Origin of the sequence: Marinobacter lutaoensis (genome assembly GCF_001981305.1) — a bacterium.
In the GTDB taxonomy this organism is placed as follows: Bacteria; Pseudomonadota; Gammaproteobacteria; order Pseudomonadales; family Oleiphilaceae; genus Marinobacter; species Marinobacter lutaoensis.
This window is the reverse complement of the sequence record NZ_MSCW01000007.1, coordinates 185237-206815: the sequence shown is the minus strand read 5'-3', so window position 1 is coordinate 206815 and position 21579 is coordinate 185237. Positions and strand designations below refer to the sequence as shown.

Here is a 21579-nt window from a genome sequence, read left to right as displayed (position 1 = left end):
TGACAGCTTCGCGGGCGGGTCAGACGAGAGACTCCCCGAAGACGAAGATCAGCTGGCAGAGTCCGGCGGCGAAGCCGAGGAACGCGCCGACCAGGATCAGCTTGATCTCGTCTTCCTGGAAGCAGGGGCGCAGCAGGTCCTGGAACTCCTCGGACGAGAGCGCCGTCATGCGCTCCACCATGATCGACTCCACCGCCCGGGCCCGGTCTTGCTCGAACACCGGGTTGTTGAAGGACGTCCGGGAGATCTCGATGGCTTTCTCGCCCACCCGGTTTTTCAGGGAAGCGAAACCGGTCGGGCCGAACGCCATCTGGGTGAGGGCCTTGCCCATGCCGGCGGTTTCGTCCACCAGCGGCTTGATGTGCTTCTTGACCATGTTGCGGGCCCGGTCGCCCTTGGGGCCATCGAGAATGGCCTGGATGATGTTGCCAACCGTCAGGATTTCATGGGTCACGATGTGACAGAAGGATTCGGCCACCTCGGGCTGGCGCTTGAGGAACAGGCCCTGGAGCCGGAACGGGCCAATCTGGCGGGCCCGCAGCGGCCGGAAGATCACGTTCAGGGCAATCCAGTTGGTGGCCCAGCCCACCAGCAGGCCGAACACCGGCAGCACCCACCAAGCCGGGTACACGTACCACACGGCCATCTGCACCAAGCCGAACAGGAACCCGAAGTAGAGGCCGGAGTTGATGATGAAGCGGAACTCCACCTCGCCGCATTCCAGAAAAATGCGGTTCAGCAGGCGCTTGTCTCCGGCCAGCCGCTCAATCACCATGCCCTTGATGTCGAGTAGATCCTCGATGTTCGCGGAAACGTCCCCGACCAGATTGTTCACCAGCTGCGGCGTGGATTTTCGGACCCGCTCGTACACCATGCGCCGGGCCGAGGCCGGCAGATTCTCCCAGAAGGTGGGGTAGTCCCGGAGCATCAGCTCGTCGACATACTCTTCGATGCGCGGGTCCACCGAGTGGACGATGTGCGCGGCCAGCACCTGGGGATCGATCTGCTGAAAAATCTCCTGCACGGTGCCGATCTTGGCAATGGTGGCATCCACGCTCTTGGCCGCCATTTTCCGGGCCTTGGAGGGAATGATGCCCTGCCAGCCCAGCAACGGTGGCCTGCCGACAAACTCCAGTGGGTAGAAGGTCATCTGGATGGCCAGCCAGTTGGTGGACCAGCCGATCAGCGCCGCAATCACGGGGATGCTCAGGTATTGCCAGAATTCGGGGGAGGTCAGCAGGCTCGTCATCCGGTACTCGTACTCGTCGTCGTGTTGTTACTGGCCCGGGGTGGCCAGGCATCGGCAGGTGCGCGCAAACCCTGAAATTGTCAGACACGGATCATGTGACCGGCCCCGCCGGCTGTCAATGACTGGGATGCCGGCCGAGCCCGGCGGCACGGCCGTGCCGCCGGGCTACCCCCGGTGCCCGCCGAAATCCCCCCACAGCCATTGGCACAGTGTCAGCGCCGCGACCGGGGCAGTCTCGGTGCGCAATACCCTGGGGCCGAGGGCGACCGGAACGAACCCCGCAGCCTCCGCCGCCGCGACTTCATCGCCACTGAACCCCCCCTCCGGCCCGATCATGAGCGCGACACGGGTGGGGCGGGCCAGGGTCGTCAGGGATTGCTCGGTGCGGTGGTGGAGCACCAGGCGGAGATCACAGTCTCGGGCCAGGTCGAACCATTCCGGCAGTGACATCACCGGCATCAGCTGAGGAACCCGGGCCCGCCCGCACTGTTCGGCGGCGCTGATGGCCACCTGCTGCCAGTGCTTCAACCGCTTGTCCTCGCGATCCCCTCGGAGCCGGACATCGCAGCGCTCGGAGGTCAGCGGCACGATGCGGGTCACGCCCAGTTCCGTGGCCTTCTGCACGGCATAGTCCATCCGGTCGCCCTTGGACAGGGTCTGGGCCAGTACGATCTCCAGAGGGGATTCGGAGGGGTTGGGGATTTCCTCAAGGATGGTCGCCGCGACCCGCTTCTTGCCCGCCTCGACGATGCGGGCGGGGTAGTCGTGGCCGTTGCCGTTGAACAGCCGCAGCTCCTGGCCAGGCTGCATGCGCAGGACCCGGCCCACGTGCTGGGCGGCGTTGTCATCCAGGGCGGCGGTCTGCCCGACCGCCAGGGGCGTGTCCGTGTAGATTCGCGGGATGCGCATCCGGTGTCAGTCCTTCACTGCCAGTTCGATGCCTTCGGTGGCCACCTGAGCCAGATGACGGATCTGCTCTTCGGTGATCACATACGGAGGCATAAAGTACACCACATTGCCTAGCGGGCGAAGCAGTGCCTGGCGGGTGAGGGCGTGCTGGTACACCCGCAGTCCCCGTCGCTCCTGCCAGGGAAAGGGGGTCTTGTGGGCCTTGTCCCTGACCATTTCGATCGCCAGGGTCATGCCGTGCTGGCGGATGTCACCGACGTTCGGGTGGTCCGCCAGATGCGCCACCGACTCGGCCATGCAGCGGGCCAGCTGGCGGTTGTTCTCGATCACCTGTTCGTCCCGGAAGATGTCCAGGGTGGCCAACGCCACCGCGCAGCCGATCGGATTGCCCGTGTAACTGTGACTGTGCAGGAACGCCCGCAGGGTCTGATAGTCGTCGTAGAAGGCCTCGTACACACGGTCGGTGGTCAGCACCACGGACAGCGGCAAGTAGCCGGCGGTCAGCCCCTTTGACAGGCACAGGAAGTCCGGGCTGATGCCCGACTGCTCGCAGGCGAACAGGGTGCCGGTGCGGCCGAATCCCACCGCGATCTCATCGGCAATCAGGTGGACCTGATAGCGGTCGCAGGCCTCCCGCAGCCGGGTGTGGTAGATCGGATGGTGCATGCGCATGTGGCCGGCACACTGAATCAGCGGTTCCACCACCACCGCGCAGATTTCCTCGTGCTTCTCCGCCAGCAACCGCTCCATCGCCTCGAACTGGCGCAGGGCATAGGCCTCGTCGGTTTCTCCCGGTTCCTTGAGGTAGGCGTCGGGGGAGGGCGCGGTCAGCACGTCCATCAGCAGCGGCTGGTAGGTGTCCTTGTACAGCGACACGTCGCCCAGCGCCAGGGCACCCAGCGTTTCGCCGTGGTAGCTGTTGCTCAGGTTGACGAAGTTTTTCTTGCCCGGCCGGCCCAGGTTCTTCCAGTAGTGGTAGCTCATCTTCAGCGCCACCTCGATGGCGGACGAGCCGTTGTCGGCATAGAAACAGCGGTTCAGACCCTCGGGGGTGACGGACACCAGGCGCTCGGACAGGCGGACCACCGGCTCGTGGGTAAAGCCGGCAAGGATGACGTGCTCCAACTGTTCCGTCTGCTCCCGGATGGCGGCGTTGATGCGCGGATTGGCGTGCCCGAACAGGTTGACCCACCAGGAACTGACCGCATCGATGTAACGGTTGCCCTCGAAGTCCTCCAGCCAGACGCCTTCGCCTCGCTTGATGGGGATCAACGGCAGGGTTTCGTGGTCTTTCATCTGGGTGCAGGGGTGCCAGACGGCTTTCAGGTCGCGGGCGACCAGCTCGGCGTTGTTCATGGGCTGTCTCCGGTCACGTCGTGGTGCGGGTGTGTTCTGTTAACCAGTCGGGATCTTACAGTTAACCGCGCGGGCTGGCCACCATGCCTGGCGGCCGTGCCCCAGCGGCCAATGGCGCCGCCACGGTGGCAGCCCACAATCCCGGGAAACAAGAAAACGGAGTCGGCCATGGAGTTTGAAGTCACACACGCCTATGAGGCACCGCTGGAACAGCTGCTGGAGCAGTTCTTCGACGAAACGCTCATCCGTGAGAAAAACGCCCGGTTGGGGGCCCGGGACGTGGTGGTGCGGGAGCTCCGCCGCGAACCCGCCTCGGCCAAGCTGGTGGTGGAACGGGAGGTTCGGGCGTCACAGGAGGTGCCGGCCATTCTGGCCAGTTTTCACCGGGAGTGGAATTCGGTTCGCCAGGAGGAGCACTGGTTCCGAAAGAACGAGGACGAATGGCACTGTGAGTTCCGCGTCCATCTGGCCGGGGTCCCGGCCCGGATGACCGGTATGATGCGCCTGTTGCGGCATGGCGACGGTTGCCGTAATCAGGTCTCGCTGAGGGTGCGTTGCGACCTGCCGCTGATCGGGCGCAAGATCGCCGGTTTCCTGACCCAGGACTCCCGCCTCAAGATCGACCTCGAACATGAGGTGATCAAGGCGCTGACGGCCGGGACGGCGGCTCGTTGAGGACGCCGGTGCCGGTTTGCCGGCGCCCTTCGCAGGCCCGATGTGGCGAAAGGGGGCGTTGCGGGTACGGTAACTGTGGCAGAGTCGGCTCAGCCAACATCAAAGTCCCTGAGGACGGCGGGTTTGGCTGAGCCCGCGGCTACTTTGCAGAGTTCTTTGCCGGTCACCGGGCGAAATGATTGTCGTTGCCGATCCCTTTCGTAAAACCTCGAAAGTCGAACGGCGAATTGCGACGCCAAGTAAGCAATTGGATGGTATTCGCAGTGTTTGGGGAAATGGTCCTATCGGTCTCTGAATGAGGGGCGGACATGTTTACGCATTTTTCGTATTTCGAAACCTTCCACGAATAGGCCCACGCATTGAATCCCGGATGGGAGATGAAAGCGAACCTTTGCCGTGTTCTTTGAAGCTGTGGGTCACCGTACCTTTCACGGTGTATGTGCTTCCCATGTTTCTGTATTTTTTTGTCAGGTTGGTATCTCGGAGCGTTGGATTAGCTGGACGCCACGACGTAACTGTTCCAGTACGCTTGGTCAGCTGATGTTGGTTGATCGTAGCGCGGATGCGGACCAATGAATGACAAAGCTATTTATGTTCTGGCTCACATCGGTAACTTCAGCCTGTTCTTTGGACTATTGCCGCTACTCGTTATCCTTACTATTAGTTTCCGATATGTGATTTTGATTGAACACCGTGTGGCGACTGAGGGAAGCGCTATTTCAGCTGCGCGAGTGATCTGGACTGGAAAAGTTATCGGGCGTCTGATGAGAAGCAGTAATGTTTTTGCTTATCTCGTTTTGCGTTCAACTCCCTTTCCCTTTTTACGAAGGCGTGCCTCTTTGTTGGGGAACCCGTGTGTGTTGTTACCAAAAAGTTGGCAAGCATGGATCATCGTTCCGTTCTTTTTACTGTACTCCTCTGTTTTAGTAACTGTTGTTGTGAACTTGGTTCTATCGTCTGTCGCGTGAGGCTGTGAAGCCGTGACGGCGAATGGGGTGCCGGCTGGGCAGGGCCCTCAGGCCGGGAACCGATCCCGGGTCCTGTTGGCGATGCGTACCAGCATCAACATCAGTGGAACCTCCACCAGCACGCCAACCACGGTCGCCAAAGCCGCCCCGGATTGTAGACCGAGCAGTCCGATGGCCGTAGCGACCGCAAGCTCAAAGAAATTGCTGGCGCCGATCATGGCGCCGGGCGCTGCGATGCAGTGGCGCACCTTCCAAAGCCGGGCCCAGCCGTAGGCCAGGAAGAAAATCAGGAAGGTCTGAACAACCAGTGGCACGGCGATCAGCAGGATATGCAGGGGATTGTTCAGGATCACCTCGCCCTGAAAGGCGAACAGCAGTACCAGGGTGACAATCAGTGCCGCCGGGGTAACAGGGCCGAGACGTTTCATGAACACTTCGTCGTACCAGCGCTGTCCCCGGCGGGCAATCAACGTGCGTCGGGTCAGGTAGCCAGCGGTCAGCGGAATGACAATGTACAGCACCACGGACAGTATGACGGTATCCCAGGGTACTTCGATATCGGAAATGCCCAGCAGGAAAACAACAATCGGTGCAAACGCAAACAACATGATCAGGTCGTTCAGGGACACCTGCACCAGCGTATAGGCGGCATCGCCCTTGGTCAGGTAGCTCCAGACGAAGACCATCGCAGTGCAGGGGGCCGCACCCAGCAGGATCGCGCCGGCCAGGTACTCACTCGCCAGCTCTGGGGCAATAAATGGCTCGAAAACCACTGTCAGAAAGAACCAGGCAATCGCAAACATGGTAAAGGGTTTGATCAGCCAGTTGACGATGGTGGTAATGGCCAGGCCTTTCGGTTCTTTTCCCACTCCGACCACGGCACTGAAATCAATCTGCGCCATCATCGGGAAGATCATCGCCCAGATCAGAATGGCGATGGGAATGGAGACCTGAGCGTATTCGAAACGAGACAGGGTTTCCGGTATCACCGGCGCCAACTGGCCGAGCGCCACGCCGGCCATGATGGCCAGAGCCACCCACACCGACAGATACCGGCCGAACAGATCCATGCCTTCGCCAGAGCTTTCCGCCTGGGTCATTTCGGTGCTGCTGTTCATCGCCCTTCCCTCACATTGACCGCTGGTTGACGCGTTTGGAGACTTCTTCAGCACTTTCTACCCGCTCCGAATACCGGTCGGTCAGGTAGTCGCTACGATCCCGGATCAGCAGGGTAAATTTCACCAGCTCCTCCATCACATCGACGATGCGGTTGTAATACGGCGAAGGCTTCATTCGGTCGTTATCGTCGAATTCCATAAACGCCTTGGGCACCGACGACTGATTGGGGATGGTGACCATGCGCATCCATCGGCCAAGCACCCTCAACTGATTGACCGCGTTGAAAGACTGGGAGCCGCCACAAACCTGCATCACGGCCAGGGTCTTGCCCTGGGTGGGGCGCATGCCGCCAATCGAGAGCGGGATCCAGTCAATCTGGGTTTTCATGATGCCGGTCATGGCGCCGTGGCGTTCCGGCGAACACCACACCATACCCTCGGACCATTCCGTCAGGCTGCGAAGTTCCTGAACTTTCGGGTGCGAGGCATCCTCGGCATCCGCCAGGGGCAGGCCGCGGGGGTCAAAAATGCGGGTTTCCGCACCCATGGCCTCCAGCAGGCGGGCGGCTTCTTCCACGGCCAGCCGGCTGAACGATCTTGCTCGTAACGAGCCATAGAGCAGCAGGATGCGGGGGGCGTGAGTCGAAGGCTTGTCCGCGAATACCTGGGCGGTGGTGGGGGATACAAAGTGTTCCGGGTTGACGTTGGGCAGGTCTGAGTTACCCATGGCGCTCCTCAGTTTTGTGCGACTTAATTCAAGAAAATGGTCGGCTTAGAGTTCGATAAGAAGACGAACCTCTTGCCGAAAAGATGCTGCCTTCAGAACATTTTTTTCAGGCTCAGGTGCTCGTGTTCTTGCACAGGTTTACATTGTCGATGACCTCGGATAGTATCCAAAAAATAGCATATGCAAAATATACAACATATGGATAATCGAATATGAAGCGCCGAGTTCTGTTTGTCTGCACCGCCAATAGCGCCCGCTCTCTCATGGCTGAGGCGTTGTTAAAACACATGGCGGGCGACCGCTTTGAGGTTGCCAGTGCCGGCACTGAGCCTGCCGGGCCCCATCCCATGGCGTTGCAGGTGCTCAAAGAATCCGGAATCGAGGTAGACGGACTCCACAGCAAGTCATTGGCTGATTTGCAGGAGGAAGAATGGGATTATGTGATTACCCTCTGTGAGAAGGCCGCCAACGAATGTGGCAGCGTCTGTCCGTCGGCCCAGCAGATTGCATGGGATTTTCCGGACCCGGTCCCCAGCAACCGCCATGCGACCTTTGCCCTCACCCTCAAAGAACTGAAGGAGCGAATCGGGCTGTTCACCCTGGTGCACCAGAAAGAAACCGGGATGAAGCCGATGGATTACAAACCGGCTGACGTATTCCGGGCATTAGGAGAAGAGCTTCGCCTGGCCATGCTGATGCTGATCCGCGATCAGAAGAAACTCTGCGTCAACGAGCTGACCGCAGCGCTCGATGCCCCGCAACCGAAAATCAGCCGGCACCTCGCGACGCTGAGGGAGGCCGGACTGCTTGAGACGGAACGCAGGGGGCAGTGGGTCTTTTACTACCTGCATCCCCAGTTGCCGCCCTGGGTGCTCCGGGTTCTGGACGAGACGGCGGAAAGTAACCCCGGGCTCACACAACGGGAGAAAGCGGCACTTCTGGCGATGCCTGACCGGCCCGGTATCCGGCTTGTCTGAAATGACCATGAATTTATTGATAAAAGAGCTTCGAAGGAGTCCATTATGAGCAAGATCAAGGTAGGTATTAACGGGTTTGGCCGGATTGGCCGGTTGGCCCTTCGGGCGGCCTGGGAGTGGCCGGACATGGAGTTTGTCGCGATCAATGACCCCGGCGCGGATGCACACACGCTGGCGCACTTGCTGAACTTTGACAGTGTACACGGCCGCTGGGGCCACGAGGCCGGGGTGGACGGCGACCATATCATGATCGGCGAGCAGCGGATTCGCGTTACCCGCAACAAAACCATTGCGGAAACGGATTGGTCCGGCTGTGATCTGGTGATTGAAGCCAGCGGCAAAATGAAGACGGTCGAGGTGCTGCAGGGGTATCTGGATCAGGGTGTGAAGCGCGTAGTAGTGACTGCCCCAGTGAAGGAAGCCGGTGCCAGAAATATTGTGGTTGGCGTAAACGACAAGAGTTTCGACCCCGCTAACGACCGCATTGTGACGGCTGCCTCGTGTACCACCAACTGCCTCGCTCCGGTGGTGAAGGTGATTCATGAGAAGCTGGGTATCAAGCACGGCTCCATCACCACCATTCACAGCCTGACCAACACCCAGACGATTCTCGATGCGCCCCACAAAGACCTGCGGCGGGCCCGGTCCTGTGGCAGTTCTCTGATCCCCACAACCACGGGTTCGGCCACGGCCATCATCGAGATCTTCCCGGAGCTGAAAGGCCGGCTCGACGGCCATGCGGTTCGCGTTCCGTTGACCAATGCGTCACTGACGGACTGCGTGTTTGAAGTCGAGCAGCCCACGGACCGTGAAACGGTCAATCGTCTTCTGAAAGAAGCCGCCGAAGGTGAGCTGAAAGACATTCTGGGCTACGAAGAGCGTCCGTTGGTGTCGATTGATTATACAACCGACCCACGGTCATCCATTGTCGATGCCCTGTCCACTATGGTGGTCAACGGTACCCAGGTGAAGATCTACGCCTGGTACGACAACGAATGGGGTTACGCCAACCGGACCGTCGAGCTGGCTCGCTTGGTAGGTTCTGCCTGATATGACGGCCTCCATCCGACAGTACCTCGTCATCACTGGCAACTACTGGGCATTTACCCTCACAGACGGTGCGCTGCGGATGCTGGTGGTGCTGCATTTCCACCAGCTGGGGTACTCGCCGCTGGAAATTGCCCTGCTATTTATCTTCTACGAGTTCTTCGGCGTGGTCACCAACCTCGTGGGCGGTTATCTGGGGGCTCGTATGGGTCTGAACCGCACCATGAACATCGGGCTGTTCCTGCAGATTGTGGCACTGGGTATGCTGGCAGTACCGGCGGCCATGCTGACGGTGCCCTGGGTCATGGCGGCCCAGGCGCTCTCCGGCATTGCCAAGGATCTGAACAAGATGTCAGCCAAAAGCGGCATCAAGCTGCTGGTGCCGGATGAGCAGCAGGGCACCCTCTACAAATGGGTGGCGATCCTCACGGGCTCAAAGAACACCCTGAAAGGGGTGGGTTTCTTTCTCGGTGGTGTGCTGCTGATGGCCGCCGGTTTCAAGGGCGCGGTGATTATCATGGCCGTGGCGCTGGGACTGGTATGGCTGGCCAGCCTGTTTCTGCTCGGGCAGGATCTGGGCAAGAGTAAGGCCAAGCCGAAGTTCAGCGACATTCTGTCGAAAAGCCGGGCCATCAACGTGCTGTCTGCGGCCCGCATGTTTCTGTTTGGTGCCCGGGATATCTGGTTTGTGGTCGCGTTACCGGTCTACATGGCTACGGTCTTTGGCTGGGATCACTGGCAAGTTGGCGGCTTTATGGCCAGCTGGATCATCGGTTACGGCTTTGTTCAGACGATCGCGCCGCGCATTACCGGCCACTCAAACGGCAAATCAGGTGCCGTGCTTTGGGCGGCAGGACTGGCGCTCATTCCAGCCGGCATTGCTGGTGCGCTGATGGCCGGCTGGTCGGCCCAGGCGGTGGTGGTCGGCGGCTTGCTGGTGTTCGGTGTGCTGTTTGCCATTAACTCCTCGCTGCACAGTTATCTGATTGTCAGCTATGCCCGGGGCGATGGCGTCTCGCTGGATGTGGGGTTCTACTATATGTCCAACGCGGCCGGCCGTTTGCTGGGTACCATCCTGTCTGGCTGGGTCTATCAGGCATACGGGCTGGAAGCCTGCTTGTGGATATCTTCAGCGTTGGTCGCAACCGCGGCACTGTTGTCGGTGATGCTACCGGAGGAGCGTCCGGTGATAGAGAGCCACTGATCCCTCAGAAACCCTCAAGATAGTCATTGATCTCATGCGCAGCGGCCCGGGCGCTGCGCATGACGCCCAGCAGGGTCGCAGAGGCAAATCCGGTCCAGTCGCCGTAACCCACCAGCCATAAACGAGGCTCCTTGACGGAGCGTGTGCCTTCGGTGTCTACCCGGCCATCGGCCTCCACCACGCCGAGGCCTTCAAGATGAGCCAGCGCGGGGCGAAATCCGGTACACCAGATCACCGCATCAACGGCTTCCTCTTCGCCGTCCGGCCAGACCACACCCTGTGGCGTAAAGCGGGTGAACATTCGACGGGTTTCCAGCACGCCCCGTTCCCGGGCTTCCTTGACCGGCGGTACCATAACGATGTCCGCCAGGGTGCCCGCTGGGGTGTATTCCCGGCCCTCCTGCTCAGCTTTCCACTTCTCTGTGGCCATCTCGAAGAGTGCGCGGCCATCCACGTCGTCCGGTAAAAATTTTGGTGGATGCCGGGTGACCCAGCTTGCATTGGCCACCCTAGAAACCTCCGCATAGATCTGGGCGCCGGAATTGCCTCCGCCAACCACCAGAACCCGCCGATCCCGGAAATCCTCAGGGCGCCGATAGTGGGCGGAGTGCACCTGACGCCCCCGGTAGTCGCCGATGCCTTCCACCTGAGGAATAAAGGGATGACTCCAGGTGCCGGTGGCGCTGACAACGACTTTTGCGTGGTAGGTGCCACGATCGGTTTCAACCGACAGACGGTTGACACCTCGGGTAAGGGACGCCACCTCCACCGGCCGTTCGACCGGTATGTCATAGCGTTTCTGGTACCGCGCCAGGTAGTCGATGACTTCATCCCGCTGCGGCCATTCGCCATCTTCGGTTTCCGGCATCTGCCAGCCAGGCAGGGAACTCCACTGCGCCGGCGAGAACAACTGAAGGGAATCCCAGCCATGCCGCCAGGCGCCACCCGGCGCCGGCTCCCGGTCCAGAATCCGATAATCCAGCTTGTGCCGCCGAAGAAAGTAACCGGTTGCCAAACCGGCCTGACCACCACCGATCACCAGGACATCGACTGCCGTTGAACTCATGTGTGCTCCTTTGTTTTCACCAGGTCGAACGACTCACCGGGCAGGGCCATTCGGTAAATCGGGTCAGGATTCCAGCCAGCCGACAATCTTGTTCCTTTCGGGGATCGAGCCGCTGTGCACGACCTTGCCGTCAATCGCTACCGCTGGGGTGGACATCACCTTGTACGCCATGATTTTCGCCGGATCGGTCACTTTGATGACCTCGACCGATTGGCCCAGTTCCTGAGCCACGCGCTCAATGCTCTCAGCAGTGGTAACGCACTTCTTGCAGCCGGTACCCAGTACTTCGACATGTTTCATAAGATTCTCCAGTCTGGTTGTTTCATGCTTGACGTTTTGATCAGAACCCGGCGAACAGCCAGGGACCAATCCCGTTGATTATCCAGCCGACCACCATGAAGTTGGCCAGCAGGATCACAAAAATCATGGCCAACAGGCGGTATGTCATGACCTGTTTGAGCATGATAAATTCCGGAAAGCTGGCCGCCACGGTGGCCATACAGAAGGCCAGCGTGGTGCCCACCGGCAGGCCCTTGACAATGAGGCTCTCCATGACCGGTATCACGCCGGTGGCGTTGGAATACAGGGGCAGGCCCGCGAACACAGCCGCGGGTACACTCCACCACTGGCCGCTGCCGAGGTTCTCGGCAAACCAGCCATCCGGCACAAAGCCGTGCAAAGCCGCACCCAGGCCAACGCCGATGAGCACCCACTTCCAGATGCGACCGACAATTTCCCGGAGTTCGTCTTTGGCAAACTGGTGCCTTTCAGCCAGGGTCAGCTTTGGTGCCTCGGGCACGTCAACCTCGTGCTCGTGCTCCCGGGTTTCGGAAGCGGCTGCCTGATAGGCTTTGGCGGCAAAATCCTTCAGCCAACGCTCCCCCTTTACCGCATCCAGAATCATGCCGCCGATAATGCCAACGACCATGCCAATCACAATGTAGGCCAGGGTGAACTTCCAGCCGAGCAGGCTCCAGAGCATGATCACGGCCACTTCGTTGATGATGGGCGAGGTGAACAGAAAAGCCATGGTGATGCCCAGCGGAATGCCGGCGCTGGTAAAGCCCAGAAACAGCGGAATACTGGAGCAGGAACAGAACGGGGTAATAGCGCCAAAACCAGACCCGAACACATAGCCCATCACGCGATGTTTCTGTTGGATATAGGCCCTAACCCGTTCCAGATTGAGAGAGGCCCTTGCCAGCGCGATCAGATAAATCATCACGATCAGCAGAAACAGGATCTTACTGGTGTCTTCAATGAAAAAATGAAGGGAGCTGCCCAGTTTGGTGTCCGGGTTCAGCCCCACCAGGTCATAGGCCAGCCAGTTGGCGAGGCGCGTGAATATTTCAAACATGGTCGCAGGCGCCCTTGTTATCCTGTTGAAAATGGATTGCTGAGTGGAAGACGAACCGTGTCGTTAAAGGATACTCCCCTATTCCGAAAAACATGGCTGAGCCGGAGGGGACGATGAACCCTCCGTGGCAGTTCCGGCGATGCCATATATGGATCAAGCGGTGCGACTCTTCGTCTTGAGGCATAATAGGGAATAAACAATGGCGGCGGGGGCCTCGTCCTGCCCCTTGAAGTGAGTGGATCGAGATGACATTCGACTGTGTACTGCAGGCCTGGCACGATCATCAGGCAGAGCTTCGCGGCTTTCTGATCGGTCAGGTTAAAGAGCCCGTGATGGCCGACGATGTTTTGCAGGATGTGTTCTTCAAGGCCATGCGCGAGGGGCGGGCGTTCTGTGAGTTGCAGAACCCCCGCGCCTGGTTGTTCCGGGTTGCCCGTAACGCACTGACCGACAGCCACCGCTTGCGCAAGCATTGGGTGCCGGTGAGGGATCATTTACCAGACGAGCGCGCGCCGGAGCGGGCACCGGTGGATGAGCTGGATGCCTGCATCGCGGCAACCTTGCCGGACCTGGCGGAGAGCGATCGGGACATTATACAGGCTTGTGATTTGGGCCCGATGTCACAGGAGGCCTATGCGGACGCCAGAGGCCTTTCGCTCCCCGCTGCGAAAGCCAGGATCCGCAGGGCAAGAGAGCGGCTGCGGGAGGCGTTGGCGAAGCGATGCGACGTAGTATTGGACAGCGCGGGTAACGTCTGCTGCCATGCGGGGCTGGATGACGCCCGCCGGTGTTTCTCTACCCCGCACAACAGGACAGCTGGCTGACGTCTTTGGTAAAGGTCTGGGCACAGAGCTTGAGCCCCTCCACCATGGTCAGATACGGGAACAGCTCATCGGCGAGATTGTGAACGGTTATGCGGGCGCGAAGGGCCATGACGGCGGTCTGGATCAGCTCGCCAGCCTCGCCCGTCACGGCCTGAACGCCCAGCAACCGTCCGCTTTCCCGCTCCGCAACCATCTTGATGAAGCCACCGGTATCGAAGTTGATCAGCGCCCGGGGCACGTCACTGAGGGTCAGGATGCGGCTGTCGGTGTCGAATCCCTGAGCCTGGGCCTCTGCCTCGGACAGACCGACGGTGGCCACTTGCGGATCGGTAAAGATCACCTTGGGCATGGCGCTGAGGTCGAGGCTGGCGTTACCGCCGGTCATGTTGATGGCTGCCCGACTGCCACCGGCGGCAGCCACGTAGACGAACTGGGGTTGATCGGTGCAGTCGCCCGCGGCATAAATGCCCGACGAGGTGGTCTGCAGGTGGTTGTCGATCCGGATCGCGCCGCGTTCGGTGGCCACGCCGATGGCCTCCAGGTTCAGGATCTCGGTATTGGGTGTACGGCCAGTGGCCACCAGCAGTTGCTCCGCTTCCAGGGTGCCGGCGTTGGTTTGGAGGGTGAACACCCGGCCGTTATGGGCAATCTCACTGGCCTGGGTCTGCTTGAGCACCTCGATGCCCTCGCGACGGAAGGCCGCTTCCACGGCATCACCCACTGCTGGGTCTTCCTGTGACAACACTCGGCTGCGGGCCAGAATTGTGACCTTGCTGCCAAGGCGGGCAAAGGCCTGGGCCAGCTCGATGGCCACCACTGAGGCGCCAATCACAACGAGGCGCTCGGGAATGTGGTCCAGTTCCAGCGCACGGGTGGACGTGAGGTAGGGGGTCTCGGACAGCCCCGGAATCGGAGGTATGGCTGGCCGAGCACCGGTGCCGATAAAGGCCCGGTCGAAGTGCACCGTCTGCTCGCCACCGTTGTTGAGCGTAACCATCAGTGTACGCTCGTTCACGAACCGCGCCTCGCCTCTGAGGACGGTAATCGCGGCATTATCATCAAGAATGCTCTGGTACTTAGACTCGCGCAGCTCCTCCACCCGGGCCTGTTGCTGAGCCAGAAGGGCTGAACGATTCACTACCGGTACCTGGGCGCTGAGTCCCCCGTCAAACGGGCTTTCCCGGCGAAGATGGGCGATGTGGGCCGCCCGGATCATGATCTTGGACGGTACACAACCAATGTTGACGCAGGTTCCGCCGATGGTGCCGCGCTCAATCAGCGTCACCCGGGCACCGCGTTCCGTTGCCTTCAAGGCCGCGGCCATGGCACTGGCACCACTGCCAATCACTGCAATGTGCAGGTTGTTGTCACTCATTCACGTTCCTCCTGGGTTGAAGGGCTATCGCAGCAGGCGTCGTACTTCTTTCTACGCCAGAGGACATAGCAGGTCAGGCCAATGAAAAAGACCAATGCGGGCAAAAGCACGTAGTCGAAATACCCTGTGAGGACTCTGACAGTACGTTGGCTCCTGTCATGAGATGGGGGACTGAGATAAGGTTACTCCCGTAGTCAGCTACGGAATCAACACCTATGTCTGAAAAACCGCGTTCACTGACCATTGGCGCCCTGGCCAAAGCCGCCGGCATGGGAGTGGAAACCATCCGCTATTACCAGCGCCGTGGATTGGTGGAGGAACCCGAAAAGCCCTACGGAAGCATTCGCCATTACGACGACGAGGCGCTGGCGCGTCTTCAGTTCATTCGAACAGCCCGGTGGTTGGGCTTCAGCCTAGACGAGATAAAAGAATTGCTGAGGTTGCAGGATGGTACCCATTGCGATGACGTACGGGCACTGGGTGAGCAGAAGCTCGCCAATGTGCGTGAGCAAATTTCAAGTCTGCAGCGTATCGAGCGCACGCTGGAAGGGCTGGTGCAGGCCTGTTGCACCGAGCAGGGTGATGTGAAATGCCCGATCATTACGTCTCTTTATGAGGGTGTGCAGGAAGGTCGCTTACCGTCGACTCGTTGAACACTGACCAAGAGTTTTCGATGCGAGACCAGATGGAACGACACCAATCCTGGATTTACCTGGCCTTTATTCTGGCGGGGCTTGCCACCGGGATTGCCCTGCCGGACACGGCATCGCGTTTAGAAGCGGGTCTATGGCCACTACTGGGCGTTTTACTCTATGCCACCTTCACCCAGGTGCCTCTGACCCACCTGGGTCAGGGGTTGCGGGACTGGCGTTTCCTGGCGGCACTTGTGCTGGGTAACTTTGTGATCACGCCCTTGCTGCTCGGTGCCCTGGTGGCGTTGCTTCCCCTGTCCCCCGCCGTCCAGGCCGGGGTGTTACTGGTGCTGCTCGTCCCCTGCACAGATTGGTTTATCAGCTTCACACATCTGGGCAAGGGCGACGCAGGCCGCGCCATTGCCGCCACGCCCGTGCTGCTGCTGTTACAGATGTTGATGCTGCCGGTCTACCTTTGGGTATTCCTGGGCGGCTCGTGGTTTCAGGCGTTGATAAGTCGCCAGCTGGTAAGTGCATGTGTCGGTCTGATTCTTGTTCCCCTGACGTTGGCCTGGAGCACTGAATACTTTGCCGAGCGCCGTGTCGCGGCCAAGCGTTGGGTGAGCGGTATGGGGCTGCTTCCCGTGCCGTTGCTGGCCCTGGTCGTATTTGTCATTGCGGCGTCTCAAGTCAAAACGGTGGCTGGACTTACCGGCGTGTTGGGCTCGGTTGCCCTCGTTTTCATCGCCTATCTGGTTTACGCCGCGCTGCTGGGCAAGGCCCTCAGTCGGCTGTTCCGGCTCCCCGTTTTATCCGCCAGAACCTTGACGTTCAGCTTTGGCACCCGCAACTCCTTTGTGGTTCTGCCCATCGCGTTGACCTTGCCCGAGGCCTGGCAGGGCGCCGTCGTGGTCATCGTTTTCCAATCGCTGGTTGAGCTGTTTGGCATGGCCGTTTATCTGACTTGGATTCCTGGCCAGTGGCTGCCCGATCATCGATAGTTCACCGAAAACGTCGGCGTATGCCCTCCGTTGGGACTGTCGATGTCCCGCCGCGGAGCGCGTGCACACGGTGCCGTCGAACGTGACGGCCCATATTCGGACGCTTGAAGAGGCGTTAGGTGCGACCCTGATTGATCGACAGGGGCTGCGTTGCGGCCGGAGCCCCCGGCTCTCGGGGGCTTTGTGGCAGGCCGGGGCCTGGGAGGTCAGTGGGCGAGTACCCGGGACAGGAAGGCCTGGGTGCGCTCGTTCTGCGGGTTGTCGAACACTTGGTCCGGCTTGCCCTGTTCCACAATCTGGCCTTCATGGACGTAGATCACGCGATCGGCCACTTCCCGGGCAAAGCCCATTTCGTGGGTGACCACCATCATGGTCATACCGTCCCTGGCCAGTTCGCGCATGACATCCAGTACCTCGCCGATCATTTCCGGATCGAGTGCCGAAGTGGGCTCGTCGAACAGCATCAGCCGGGGTTCCATGGCCAGGGCGCGGGCAATGGCCACCCGTTGCTGCTGGCCGCCGGACAGCTGGCTGGGGTACTTGTCCGCCTGGTTGCCGATGCCGACCCGGTTGAGCAGGCGCTCAGCGGTGGCATTGGCCACGGTCTTCGGGGTGTCCTTCACCTTCATCGGCGCCAGCATGATGTTTTCCCGTACCGTCAGGTGGGGAAACAGGTTGAACTGCTGGAACACCATGCCCACTTCCTTGCGGATTTCGGCCAGGGCCTTCTGGTTGCCACCCCGGGGGGCGAGGGCATGGCCATCGACCACCAGTTTGCCGGACTCGAACTCCTCCAGGCCGTTGACACACCGGATCAGGGTGGACTTGCCGGAACCGCTGGCGCCGATGATCACCACCACTTCGCCCGGCTCCACGGTCAGGTCAATGTTTTTGAGGACATGCAGCTTGCCGAAGTACTTGTTCATGCCCTTGATTTCCACGATATGAGTCATGACTTGTTTTCCTTCAGACAGAGGCCACGCCACGGCGCTCCAGCGCCCGCAGCAGCAGGGACAGGGATAGGGTGATGGCCAGGTACAGGATGGCGACCACGAAATAAACCTCGAAGGCGGTGAAGGTGTTGGCGATGTACACCTGGCCCTGACGGACCAATTCGCCGACACCGATCACGGAGAACAACGAGGTGTCCTTGATACTGACGATGGCTTGGTTGCCCAAGGGCGGAATCATACGGCGGAACGCCTGGGGCCAGACCACGGACCAGAAGGTTTGGCTCCGTGACAGGCCGAGGGACAGGCCGGCTTCGGTCTGCCCCTTGTCGATGGACTGCACGCCGCCGCGTACCACTTCGGATATGTAGGCTCCGGAGTTGAGGGCGATGGCGGCGATGCCGGCGGTGAGCGGGTCGATGGGGCGGCCGATCAGGTCCGGCAGGCCGTAGAAAATGAACAGGACCTGCACCAGGATCGGGGTGCCACGGAAAATCTCGATGTAGGCCGTGGCGGGCCAGCGCAGGAACCATTTTTTGTTGATGCTGAGCAGGCCGAACAGGATGCCCAGGAGGAAGCCGATGAGCAGGCCGCCAAAGGAGATCAGCAGGGTGTAGGGGATCCCCTTGAGCAGAAACGGGATGGAGTCGATGGCCGCCTGCCAATCGAACTGAAACTGGAATTCCACGGTATAGGTCTCCGCAGGAGGTTGCGTTCAGGAACAGCCGGGGCTGGGGCCCCGGCGCGGGGAACTGGACCGGGAAGGTCCGTGGGTCGGTTACATGTCGTCCGGCATCGGGCCGAACCACTTCTCGTAGATGGCTTTGTAGGTGCCGTCTTCCTTCATGGCGGCGAGGGCCTGGTTGACGTCGTCGACCCATTCACTGCCGTCCACCAGCGCGATGCCGTATTGCTGACCTTCGTACAGGGGACCGACGGTCATGACCTTGCCCTGGCCCTTGGTGCGGGCGAAGTAGCCGACGTTGGGGGCGTCATAGAATACTGCGTCGACCGCCCGGGACATCAGCGCCATGTACATGTCGGAACTGCCCGGGTACGGGGTGACACCGTCGTCGTTCTCCAGGTTGGCCATCAGGTAGTCGTAGGAGGTGCTGCCGATTTTGGTGCCGATCTTCATGCCCTCGAGGTCACTGAACTCGTCCACGTCGCTGCCCTTGCGGACCAGGATGCGCAGGCCGGAGTCGTAGTACGGGTCGGAAAAGTCGACGATCTTTTCCCGTTCCTCGGTAATGGTGATGCCGGCGATGGCGATGTCGACGTTGCCGGTCTGCAGGGCGGGGATGATGCCGTTGAAGTCCATGGTCTGGAGTTCGTAATCAAAACCGGCCCGTTTGGCGACTTCGGCGATGATCTCCATGTCGAAGCCGATCATTTCACCGCTTTTCTGGTCCATCATCTCGAAGGGGACGAAACTGGGGTCGGTCACGACCTTGAGGGTTTCAGCGCTTGCGGTTCCTGCGGCTACGGTGAGAGCCAAGCTGGCCCCCAGGGTCTTCAGCCATTGGGTCGTCATGTTTTCTCCTTTTTTACTTTATTGTCGTGCTCCATTTGCCCGGTAAGGCAAGCCGGAAGGGGGACGGCGGGTGGCCGTGGACTCCCGGGGAGCGTGAATGGAACTGCACCATGTACACTCTAGACTATGACCCAGGGAGGCGCCGGAAATCAAATGGTTGGGCGATAGGCGGGGCTTGGTCGGGGTGAGTCGGAGGCGGCGCCGGCCGCCCCCGATTCTGGGGTGACCCGGTGGGGGGGGGGGGGGGGGGGGGGGGGGGGGGGGGGCGCGGCCCCCCCCCGATTCTGGGGTGACCCGGGTCAGAACGCGATTTTTTCGCGGTCGCTGATGCCCAGGTTGTTCCAGATGGTGAGGCTGGGTTCGGCCTGGTTGAGGGTATAGAAGTGCAGGCCCGGCGCGCCCGCCTTGAGCAGGCGTTCGCACATGTCCGTCACCACTTCCTCGCCGAACTTGCGGATGCTCTCGCTGTCGTCGCCGTAGGCTTCCAGCTGCTTGCGGATCCAGCGGGGAATCTCCGCGCCGCACATGTCGGAGAACCGGACCAGGCTGGAGAAGTTGACGATGGGCATGATGCCCGGCACCACCGGAATCGTGACCCCCATCTTTTCCAGCCGGTCGATGAAGTAGAAGTAGCTGTCCGCATTGTAGAAGTACTGGGTAATGGCGCTGTTGGCGCCGGCCTTCACCTTGCGGGCAAAATTCTTCAGATCGTCCTCGGCGTTGCGTGCCTGCGGGTGGAACTCCGGGTAGGCGGCGACTTCCAGGTTGAAGTGATCGCCGCTGTGTTCGCGGATGAACTCCACCAGCTCGTTGGCGTAGCGCAGTTCTCCGGAGGCGCCCATGCCCGAGGGCAGGTCGCCGCGCAGGGCGACGATCCGGGTGATGCCGTGCTCCCGGTACAGGTCCAGCAGCTCCGCGATGTCCTGTCGGGTGCCCCCGACACAGGACAGGTGCGGGGCGGTGGAGATGCCCTGACGGTGCAGGTTCAGCACGGTTTCGATGGTGCGGTCCCGGGTCGAGCCGCCGGCACCGAAGGTGACCGAGAAGAAATCCGGATTCACCTCGGCCAGCCGGTCACGCACCGCCTGCAGCTTTTCCTTGCCCTGGTCGGTCTTGGGCGGGAAAAACTCGAAGCTGAAGCGGCGTTTGAATTGCTTCTGAGATTCCATGATGGCTTCCGTTTAGTACCTGTAGGTTTCCGGCTTGTAGGGGCCTTCGACCGGCACGCCGATGTATTTTGCCTGCTCCGGCGTCATGCGGGTGATCACGCCGCCGAAGCCTTCCACCATCGCCCGAGCCACTTCCTCATCCAGTTGCTTGGGCAGCACCTGAACGTACACGCCCTTGGCCTTGGCGTCCTCGGGCAGGTCACCGAACCTGCGTTCGAACAGGTAGATCTGGGCCAGGACCTGGTTGGCGAAGGAGCCATCCATGATCCGGGACGGATGGCCGGTGGCGTTGCCCAGGTTCACCAGGCGGCCTTCGGAGAGCAGGATCAGGTGGTCGTTGCGGGCCTTGTCCCGGTACACCACGTGCACCTGTGGCTTCACTTCCTCCCACTCCCAGTGCTTGCGCATGTAGGCGGTGTCGATCTCGTTGTCGAAGTGGCCGATGTTGCAGACCACGGCGCCGCTCTTGAGGGCCTTGAGCATGTTGGCGTCGCAGACGTTGACGTTGCCGGTGGTGGTGACCAGCAGGTCGGTCTGGCCCAGCAGGTCTGCGTTGATGCAGTCCTCGGTGCCGGTGTTGACACCGTTCAGGTAAGGGGAGACCACCTCGTAGCCGTCCATGCAGGCCTGCATGGCGCAGATCGGGTCAACCTCGCTGACTTTTACGATCATGCCTTCCTGGCGCAGGGAAGCGGCGGAGCCCTTGCCGACGTCGCCGTAGCCGATCACCAGCGCCTTCTTGCCCGCCAGCAGGTGGTCGGTGGCTCGCTTGATGGCGTCGTTGAGGCTGTGACGGCAGCCGTACTTGTTGTCGTTCTTGGACTTGGTGACGGAATCGTTGACGTTGATCGCCGGCACCTTGAGCCGGCCTTCGCGCAGCATTTCCTGCAGGCGGTGGACGCCGGTGGTGGTTTCCTCGGTGATGCCGTGGCACTTGGCGAGGATGTCCGGGTATTTCTCGTGCAGCAGGGCGGTGAGGTCGCCGCCGTCGTCCAGGATCATGTTCGGCGCCCAGCCGTCCACGTCCGCGCCGACGGTGCGTTCAAGGCACCATTCGTACTCTTCCTCAGTCTCGCCTTTCCAGGCGAACACCGGAATGCCCCGGGCCGCGATGGCGGCGGCCGCGTGGTCCTGGGTGGAGAAAATGTTGCAGGAGGACCAGCGCACATTGGCTCCCAGTTCCACCAGGGTTTCGATCAGCACGGCCGTCTGGATGGTCATGTGGATGCAGCCCATGATGTTGGCACCTTTGAGCGGCTGCTGGTCGCGATACTTGTTGCGCAGGGTCATCAGGGCCGGCATCTCGCCTTCGGCAATCTTGATTTCCTTGCGGCCCCACTCGGCCAGTGAAATGTCGCGGACTTTGTAATCGTCAAAGCTGCTCAGTTGTTCTGCCGGTGTGCTCATTGTGTACTCCTGTTTGATTGGGTCGGTCCGGTTC

At 60.6% G+C, this 21579-nt stretch carries 22 protein-coding genes and 2 pseudogenes; 9 read left to right on the top strand and 15 right to left on the bottom strand.

Annotated elements, in window-relative coordinates; all coding sequences use genetic code 11:
• Positions 1-19: 19 nt before the first annotated feature.
• From BTO32_RS10525 to BTO32_RS10515, 3 genes are all read right to left on the bottom strand, one after another.
• Positions 20-1249 carry a DUF445 domain-containing protein gene (locus BTO32_RS10525; RefSeq protein ID WP_076724601.1) on the bottom strand — a complete coding sequence of 410 codons (1230 nt, stop codon included), beginning with the start codon at positions 1247-1249 and terminating at the stop codon, positions 20-22.
• A gap of 165 nt (positions 1250-1414) precedes the next feature.
• Positions 1415-2158 carry a 16S rRNA (uracil(1498)-N(3))-methyltransferase gene (locus tag BTO32_RS10520; RefSeq protein ID WP_076724600.1) on the bottom strand — a complete coding sequence of 248 codons (744 nt, stop codon included), beginning with the start codon at positions 2156-2158 and terminating at the stop codon, positions 1415-1417.
• A 6-nt stretch (positions 2159-2164) separates the two neighbouring features.
• Positions 2165-3514 carry an adenosylmethionine--8-amino-7-oxononanoate transaminase gene (locus BTO32_RS10515; RefSeq protein WP_076724599.1) on the bottom strand — a complete coding sequence of 450 codons (1350 nt, stop codon included), beginning with the start codon at positions 3512-3514 and terminating at the stop codon, positions 2165-2167.
• A gap of 168 nt (positions 3515-3682) precedes the next feature.
• On the opposite strand from BTO32_RS10515, the gene BTO32_RS10510 reads away from it, so the two are divergent.
• Both BTO32_RS10510 and BTO32_RS17735 read left to right on the top strand, forming a co-directional pair.
• Positions 3683-4189, top strand: a complete 507-nt coding sequence (locus BTO32_RS10510; RefSeq protein ID WP_076724598.1) for a DUF2505 domain-containing protein — start codon at positions 3683-3685, stop codon at positions 4187-4189.
• Between the two features lie 572 nt (positions 4190-4761).
• On the top strand, positions 4762-5157 hold the full coding sequence (locus BTO32_RS17735) for a hypothetical protein (protein ID WP_139339057.1): 396 nt from the start codon (positions 4762-4764) through the stop codon (positions 5155-5157).
• 47 nt (positions 5158-5204) lie between these two features.
• Here the strand turns inward: BTO32_RS17735 and arsB are convergent, their stop codons facing one another.
• Complete coding sequence (arsB, locus tag BTO32_RS10505) at positions 5205-6275, bottom strand: ACR3 family arsenite efflux transporter (protein ID WP_076724597.1); 1071 nt, start codon at positions 6273-6275, stop codon at positions 5205-5207.
• 10 nt (positions 6276-6285) lie between these two features.
• On the bottom strand, positions 6286-7002 hold the full coding sequence (arsH, locus tag BTO32_RS10500) for an arsenical resistance protein ArsH (protein WP_076724596.1): 717 nt from the start codon (positions 7000-7002) through the stop codon (positions 6286-6288).
• A 212-nt stretch (positions 7003-7214) separates the two neighbouring features.
• On the opposite strand from arsH, the gene BTO32_RS10495 reads away from it, so the two are divergent.
• The 3 genes from BTO32_RS10495 to arsJ are packed head-to-tail and all read left to right on the top strand — an operon-like array spanning position 7215 to position 10230.
• Entirely contained in the window at positions 7215-7979 is a 765-nt protein-coding gene (locus tag BTO32_RS10495; protein ID WP_076724595.1) for a metalloregulator ArsR/SmtB family transcription factor, read from the top strand.
• A gap of 45 nt (positions 7980-8024) precedes the next feature.
• Positions 8025-9029 (top strand): ArsJ-associated glyceraldehyde-3-phosphate dehydrogenase, encoded by a 1005-nt coding sequence (locus BTO32_RS10490; protein WP_076724594.1) that lies wholly within the window; start codon positions 8025-8027, stop codon positions 9027-9029.
• A gap of 1 nt (position 9030) precedes the next feature.
• On the top strand, positions 9031-10230 hold the full coding sequence (gene arsJ / locus BTO32_RS10485) for an organoarsenical effux MFS transporter ArsJ (protein WP_076724593.1): 1200 nt from the start codon (positions 9031-9033) through the stop codon (positions 10228-10230).
• A 4-nt stretch (positions 10231-10234) separates the two neighbouring features.
• Here the strand turns inward: arsJ and BTO32_RS10480 are convergent, their stop codons facing one another.
• The 3 genes from BTO32_RS10480 to BTO32_RS10470 form a co-directional block, all read right to left on the bottom strand.
• A complete protein-coding gene (locus tag BTO32_RS10480) occupies positions 10235-11296 on the bottom strand; it encodes an ArsO family NAD(P)H-dependent flavin-containing monooxygenase (protein WP_076724592.1) in 1062 nt (353 codons plus the stop codon).
• Positions 11297-11359: 63 nt separating this feature from the next.
• Complete coding sequence (locus tag BTO32_RS10475; protein ID WP_076724591.1) at positions 11360-11596, bottom strand: thioredoxin family protein; 237 nt, start codon at positions 11594-11596, stop codon at positions 11360-11362.
• Between the two features lie 40 nt (positions 11597-11636).
• Positions 11637-12653 carry a permease gene (locus BTO32_RS10470; RefSeq protein ID WP_076724590.1) on the bottom strand — a complete coding sequence of 339 codons (1017 nt, stop codon included), beginning with the start codon at positions 12651-12653 and terminating at the stop codon, positions 11637-11639.
• Between the two features lie 245 nt (positions 12654-12898).
• Between BTO32_RS10470 and BTO32_RS10465 the strand changes: the two genes are divergently transcribed.
• Positions 12899-13477, top strand: coding sequence for a sigma-70 family RNA polymerase sigma factor (locus tag BTO32_RS10465; protein WP_076724589.1), 579 nt, complete (start codon positions 12899-12901; stop codon positions 13475-13477).
• Here BTO32_RS10465 and merA read toward each other — a convergent pair.
• Together merA and BTO32_RS18090 are read right to left on the bottom strand one after the other, a co-directional pair.
• On the bottom strand, positions 13449-14852 hold the full coding sequence (gene merA / locus BTO32_RS10460; protein ID WP_076724588.1) for a mercury(II) reductase: 1404 nt from the start codon (positions 14850-14852) through the stop codon (positions 13449-13451). The two genes, BTO32_RS10465 and merA, sit on opposite strands and share 29 nt — an antisense overlap.
• Positions 14849-14971: pseudogene (locus BTO32_RS18090) on the bottom strand (mercury resistance system transport protein MerF); the annotation flags it as partial. The gene merA and the pseudogene BTO32_RS18090, both read right to left, overlap by 4 nt.
• A 96-nt stretch (positions 14972-15067) precedes the next feature.
• Between BTO32_RS18090 and merR the strand changes: the two are divergent.
• From merR to BTO32_RS18285, 3 genes and pseudogenes are all read left to right on the top strand, one after another.
• On the top strand, positions 15068-15505 hold the full coding sequence (gene merR / locus BTO32_RS10450) for a mercury resistance transcriptional regulator MerR (protein ID WP_076724587.1): 438 nt from the start codon (positions 15068-15070) through the stop codon (positions 15503-15505).
• 20 nt (positions 15506-15525) lie between these two features.
• Complete coding sequence (locus tag BTO32_RS10445) at positions 15526-16485, top strand: arsenic resistance protein (RefSeq protein ID WP_076725074.1); 960 nt, start codon at positions 15526-15528, stop codon at positions 16483-16485.
• A 61-nt stretch (positions 16486-16546) separates the two neighbouring features.
• Positions 16547-16618, top strand: a pseudogene (locus BTO32_RS18285) (hypothetical protein); the annotation flags it as partial.
• Between the two features lie 73 nt (positions 16619-16691).
• Here the strand turns inward: BTO32_RS18285 and BTO32_RS10435 are convergent.
• From BTO32_RS10435 to ahcY, 5 genes are all read right to left on the bottom strand, one after another.
• Positions 16692-17438, bottom strand: coding sequence for an amino acid ABC transporter ATP-binding protein (locus BTO32_RS10435; protein WP_076724585.1), 747 nt, complete (start codon positions 17436-17438; stop codon positions 16692-16694).
• 13 nt (positions 17439-17451) lie between these two features.
• Positions 17452-18123, bottom strand: a complete 672-nt coding sequence (locus tag BTO32_RS10430) for an amino acid ABC transporter permease (RefSeq protein WP_076724584.1) — start codon at positions 18121-18123, stop codon at positions 17452-17454.
• 90 nt (positions 18124-18213) lie between these two features.
• The gene (locus BTO32_RS10425; protein WP_076724583.1) at positions 18214-18969 is read right to left on the bottom strand and encodes a transporter substrate-binding domain-containing protein; all 756 of its coding nucleotides are present in this window, start codon (positions 18967-18969) and stop codon (positions 18214-18216) included.
• 299 nt (positions 18970-19268) lie between these two features.
• The gene (gene metF, locus BTO32_RS10420; RefSeq protein WP_076724582.1) at positions 19269-20138 is read right to left on the bottom strand and encodes a methylenetetrahydrofolate reductase [NAD(P)H]; all 870 of its coding nucleotides are present in this window, start codon (positions 20136-20138) and stop codon (positions 19269-19271) included.
• A gap of 12 nt (positions 20139-20150) precedes the next feature.
• Positions 20151-21545, bottom strand: coding sequence for an adenosylhomocysteinase (gene ahcY, locus BTO32_RS10415; protein ID WP_076724581.1), 1395 nt, complete (start codon positions 21543-21545; stop codon positions 20151-20153).
• Between the last annotated feature and the right edge of the window lie 34 nt (positions 21546-21579).

Coding starts and splice junctions, on each gene's coding strand:
- BTO32_RS17735 (WP_139339057.1), top strand. CDS start 4,762: ATGAATGACAAAGCTATTTATGTTCTGGCTCACATCGGTAACTTCAGC.
- BTO32_RS10475 (WP_076724591.1), bottom strand. CDS start 11,596: ATGAAACATGTCGAAGTACTGGGTACCGGCTGCAAGAAGTGCGTTACC.
- ahcY (WP_076724581.1), bottom strand. CDS start 21,545: ATGAGCACACCGGCAGAACAACTGAGCAGCTTTGACGATTACAAAGTC.
- arsJ (WP_076724593.1), top strand. CDS start 9,031: ATGACGGCCTCCATCCGACAGTACCTCGTCATCACTGGCAACTACTGG.
- BTO32_RS10445 (WP_076725074.1), top strand. CDS start 15,526: ATGCGAGACCAGATGGAACGACACCAATCCTGGATTTACCTGGCCTTT.
- BTO32_RS10490 (WP_076724594.1), top strand. CDS start 8,025: ATGAGCAAGATCAAGGTAGGTATTAACGGGTTTGGCCGGATTGGCCGG.
- arsH (WP_076724596.1), bottom strand. CDS start 7,002: ATGGGTAACTCAGACCTGCCCAACGTCAACCCGGAACACTTTGTATCC.
- BTO32_RS10520 (WP_076724600.1), bottom strand. CDS start 2,158: ATGCGCATCCCGCGAATCTACACGGACACGCCCCTGGCGGTCGGGCAG.
- BTO32_RS10435 (WP_076724585.1), bottom strand. CDS start 17,438: ATGACTCATATCGTGGAAATCAAGGGCATGAACAAGTACTTCGGCAAG.
- BTO32_RS10480 (WP_076724592.1), bottom strand. CDS start 11,296: ATGAGTTCAACGGCAGTCGATGTCCTGGTGATCGGTGGTGGTCAGGCC.
- arsB (WP_076724597.1), bottom strand. CDS start 6,275: ATGAACAGCAGCACCGAAATGACCCAGGCGGAAAGCTCTGGCGAAGGC.
- metF (WP_076724582.1), bottom strand. CDS start 20,138: ATGGAATCTCAGAAGCAATTCAAACGCCGCTTCAGCTTCGAGTTTTTC.
- BTO32_RS10470 (WP_076724590.1), bottom strand. CDS start 12,653: ATGTTTGAAATATTCACGCGCCTCGCCAACTGGCTGGCCTATGACCTG.
- BTO32_RS10425 (WP_076724583.1), bottom strand. CDS start 18,969: ATGACGACCCAATGGCTGAAGACCCTGGGGGCCAGCTTGGCTCTCACC.
- BTO32_RS10525 (WP_076724601.1), bottom strand. CDS start 1,249: ATGACGAGCCTGCTGACCTCCCCCGAATTCTGGCAATACCTGAGCATC.
- BTO32_RS10465 (WP_076724589.1), top strand. CDS start 12,899: ATGACATTCGACTGTGTACTGCAGGCCTGGCACGATCATCAGGCAGAG.
- BTO32_RS10495 (WP_076724595.1), top strand. CDS start 7,215: ATGAAGCGCCGAGTTCTGTTTGTCTGCACCGCCAATAGCGCCCGCTCT.
- merA (WP_076724588.1), bottom strand. CDS start 14,852: ATGAGTGACAACAACCTGCACATTGCAGTGATTGGCAGTGGTGCCAGT.
- BTO32_RS10515 (WP_076724599.1), bottom strand. CDS start 3,514: ATGAACAACGCCGAGCTGGTCGCCCGCGACCTGAAAGCCGTCTGGCAC.
- merR (WP_076724587.1), top strand. CDS start 15,068: ATGTCTGAAAAACCGCGTTCACTGACCATTGGCGCCCTGGCCAAAGCC.
- BTO32_RS10510 (WP_076724598.1), top strand. CDS start 3,683: ATGGAGTTTGAAGTCACACACGCCTATGAGGCACCGCTGGAACAGCTG.